Here is a 2,755-nt window from a genome sequence, read left to right as displayed (position 1 = left end):
GGTGTGCGGCGTCACCGAGCAAGGTGACGCGTCCGAAACTCCAGCACGGCAGCGGGTCGCGGTCGAGCATCGGATACTCGAAGATCGCCGAGGAGTGCTCGACCAGCGTTGCCAGGTCGATCCACGGCAGCTTCCAGCCCGCCAGGCCGGCGCGGGCCTCCGTCGCCGTGATGCGACGGTTCGAGCGGTCCAGCGGTTCGGCGGAGGGCCCGTGCCGTACCTCCAGTACCCAGTTCAGCAAGGCCTCGCCACCCTCGGTCACCGCGTCCTCGATGGGGTAGGCGACGAATTTCGCCCCGGGGGTGCCGCCGGCCACCGCGATCGACCGGCCGTCGAGGATGTGCGGGTGGTGTGCGACCCCGCGCCACATGTGGACGCCGTTCCAGTGCGAGGGGCCCTCGTTGGGGTAGAGCTGGGCGCGGACCACGGAGTCGATGCCGTCCGAGCCGACCAGCAAGTCGACGTCTTCCACCGTCGGCACACCGCTCGTCCGGTCCAGGAAGTGGGCCCGAACGCCGCTTGCCGTCTGCTCGAAGCGCTGGAACAGCAGGCCGGTGCGGACGGAATCCGGCCCCAGGCGCTCGCGCACCGCCGCCAACAGCATCATGTGCAGGCGACCGCGGTGCACGGAATACTGCGGCCAGCGGTAGCCGGCCGCCAGCCCGAGCGGCTCCTCCCACACCGGTTCACCCGCCCGGTCACGGTAGCTCAGCCGACGTGGGGGCAGCGCGACAGCGGCCAGTTCGTCAGCCAGGCCGAGCTCGGCGAGCTCCCGGACGGCGTGCGGCAGCAGGTTGATCCCCACGCCTACCGCCTCGATCGTCCGTGCCGCCTCGCTCACCAGGGGCTGGAAGCCGGCGGCGTGCAGGCTCAGGGCGCAGGTCAGCCCGGCAATTCCGCCACCCACGACACTGACCCTCATCCGTCTGTCCCTGCCTTTCATCTGCGTTGCTACGAGAGCTCGTTGATGGGAGCACGGCCATGATGCCACTGAATTTTTTCCGGGCTCACCGCGAGGGGCTTACGGATCTCTGACGAGGCCGAGTCCTACACCCTCGACGTTCCCGACGCCGCTGGCGTCGCTGCCGGGGTACCGGTGGGACGCTCGTGGGCTGCGGGCGGTGCCGCTGCGCCGGCCGGTCTCGAAGACCCGCGGCAGATCTTGCTCGGGGATCCTGCCGCAACTGTCGGTCACCGGGACCACGACCCCGCCGTGCTGGCTACAGGCGGCAATCGTCTGGTCTGCCTGGCTGGGGCGGCCCTGACGCGGGCGCCCTGGACGGTGCGCGGCGGCCTGGTGGTGCCCGCCACGCTGGCTGCGGGTGGGGTTGCCGGCCGTGCCGCACGCGGGGCAGGGGAACGGCAACCCCACCGTGCCGTCCCTGTCCTGGCTGAGGAATCTGTTGTGGCTGCTTGCTGTGACAGCGGTGGCCGCCCTCCTTCTCGAGGGTGTCAGGAGGCACGCCGGTCAGGCCGGTGGTCAAACCGTCCAAGGCGTGCGAGCAGACGCAGTCCCCCTTCTTCGGCAGCTGCTCGACGGCGCTGAACAGCGCCGTGCGCAGCCGGTCGACGTTGTGCGCGAAGATCTCCAGCACCTCGCCTTGGGTGACACCCGACCGGTCTCCAGGCCCGCGTCGAGGTCGGTCACCAAGGCGATCGAGGTGTAACACATGTCCAGTTCACTGGCCGGTACCGCTTCCGGGTGGCCGGTCATGCCCACCACTGACCAGCCGCTCGCGGCAGACCAGCACGACTCCGCACGAGTCGAGAAGCGCGGACCCTCGATCACCACCAGGGTCCCGCCGTCCACCGGCTCCCAGACTCGGTCATGGGCTGCGGCCAGCGCGGCGGCCCGGCCGAGGGGACAGTACGGCGGCGATCGCCGTCCAGCTGCTGCCCGTGCTCGCCCTCCCCGGGGGCGTCGGTTCGCCCATTCGGCTGGCGACGGACACCTGCCTGCACGCCGGACACGGAAAGCAGACCTGGCCTGTGCCAGTTTGTGCTGACGACTTGGCCGGCATTGACGGCGCAGCGGGGTTCGACCACTGGCCGAGGGCCGGCCCGGGGACAGCGGAGGCAGCCGATGGACAGTGGTGGACGGCCGCCTGGCGGGTCAAAGCCGCAGCGCCCGGGACCGGACGAGGGGCACGCGCGGGGGCGCCTCGAACGCGTTCGCGCCGCCGTGGCGGCGCGAACCGCCACGGCGGCCGCGCGTACCCGGGCCCTCGTGCGGCGGGTCGAGCGGATCCCCCCGCCGCCGGGGCCGTTCCGTCCCGGCTTCTGGCGCAGTCCCATCCGCGGGCCCTGGTTGACCTCCGTGTTCGGTCTGGTGCTGCTTGTCGGCATCCCGTTGCTCTTCGTCACCGGCGCGCTGTCCTACGCCGCCTACAACCCGGGCCTGGGCGTACTCAACGACCAGACCCCGGACAAGGGCCTGCTGGGCTTCTACCTCTTCGACTGGCCCACACATCCGTACTGGCTGTACCGGCTCACCCAAGGCGTGCACGTCACGCTCGGCGTGGTCCTGGTGCCGGTGGTGCTGGCCAAACTGTGGTCGGTGATCCCGAAGCTGTTCGAGTGGCCGCCGGCCCGCAGCGCCGCCCACGCGCTGGAACGGCTGTCGCTGCTGGCGCTGGTGGGCGGGGTCGTCTTCGAGTTCGTCACCGGGATCCTCAACATCCAGCTGTACTACATCTTCCCCGGCTCCTTCTACACCCTGCACTTCTACGGCGCCTGGGTGTTCATCGCCGCCTTC

1 protein-coding gene and 2 pseudogenes are annotated in these 2,755 nt (G+C 70.7%); 1 reads left to right on the top strand and 2 read right to left on the bottom strand.

Annotated elements, in window-relative coordinates; all coding sequences use genetic code 11:
* Positions 1 to 922, bottom strand: a 922-nt coding sequence (locus tag ACIGXM_RS37300) for an FAD-dependent monooxygenase (RefSeq protein ID WP_396568569.1), incomplete at its 3' end; no start/stop codon positions are given.
* A gap of 547 nt (positions 923 to 1,469) precedes the next feature.
* A pseudogene (locus tag ACIGXM_RS37295) lies at positions 1,470 to 1,873 on the bottom strand (5'-methylthioadenosine phosphorylase); the annotation flags it as partial.
* Between the two features lie 210 nt (positions 1,874 to 2,083).
* Between ACIGXM_RS37295 and ACIGXM_RS37290 the strand changes: the two are divergent.
* Positions 2,084 to 2,755: pseudogene (locus ACIGXM_RS37290) on the top strand (hypothetical protein); the annotation flags it as partial.

This window comes from Kitasatospora sp. NPDC052896 (assembly GCF_044547075.1).
In the GTDB taxonomy this organism is placed as follows: Bacteria; Actinomycetota; Actinomycetes; order Streptomycetales; family Streptomycetaceae; genus Kitasatospora.
This window is presented reverse-complemented; position numbering and strand designations above follow the sequence as displayed.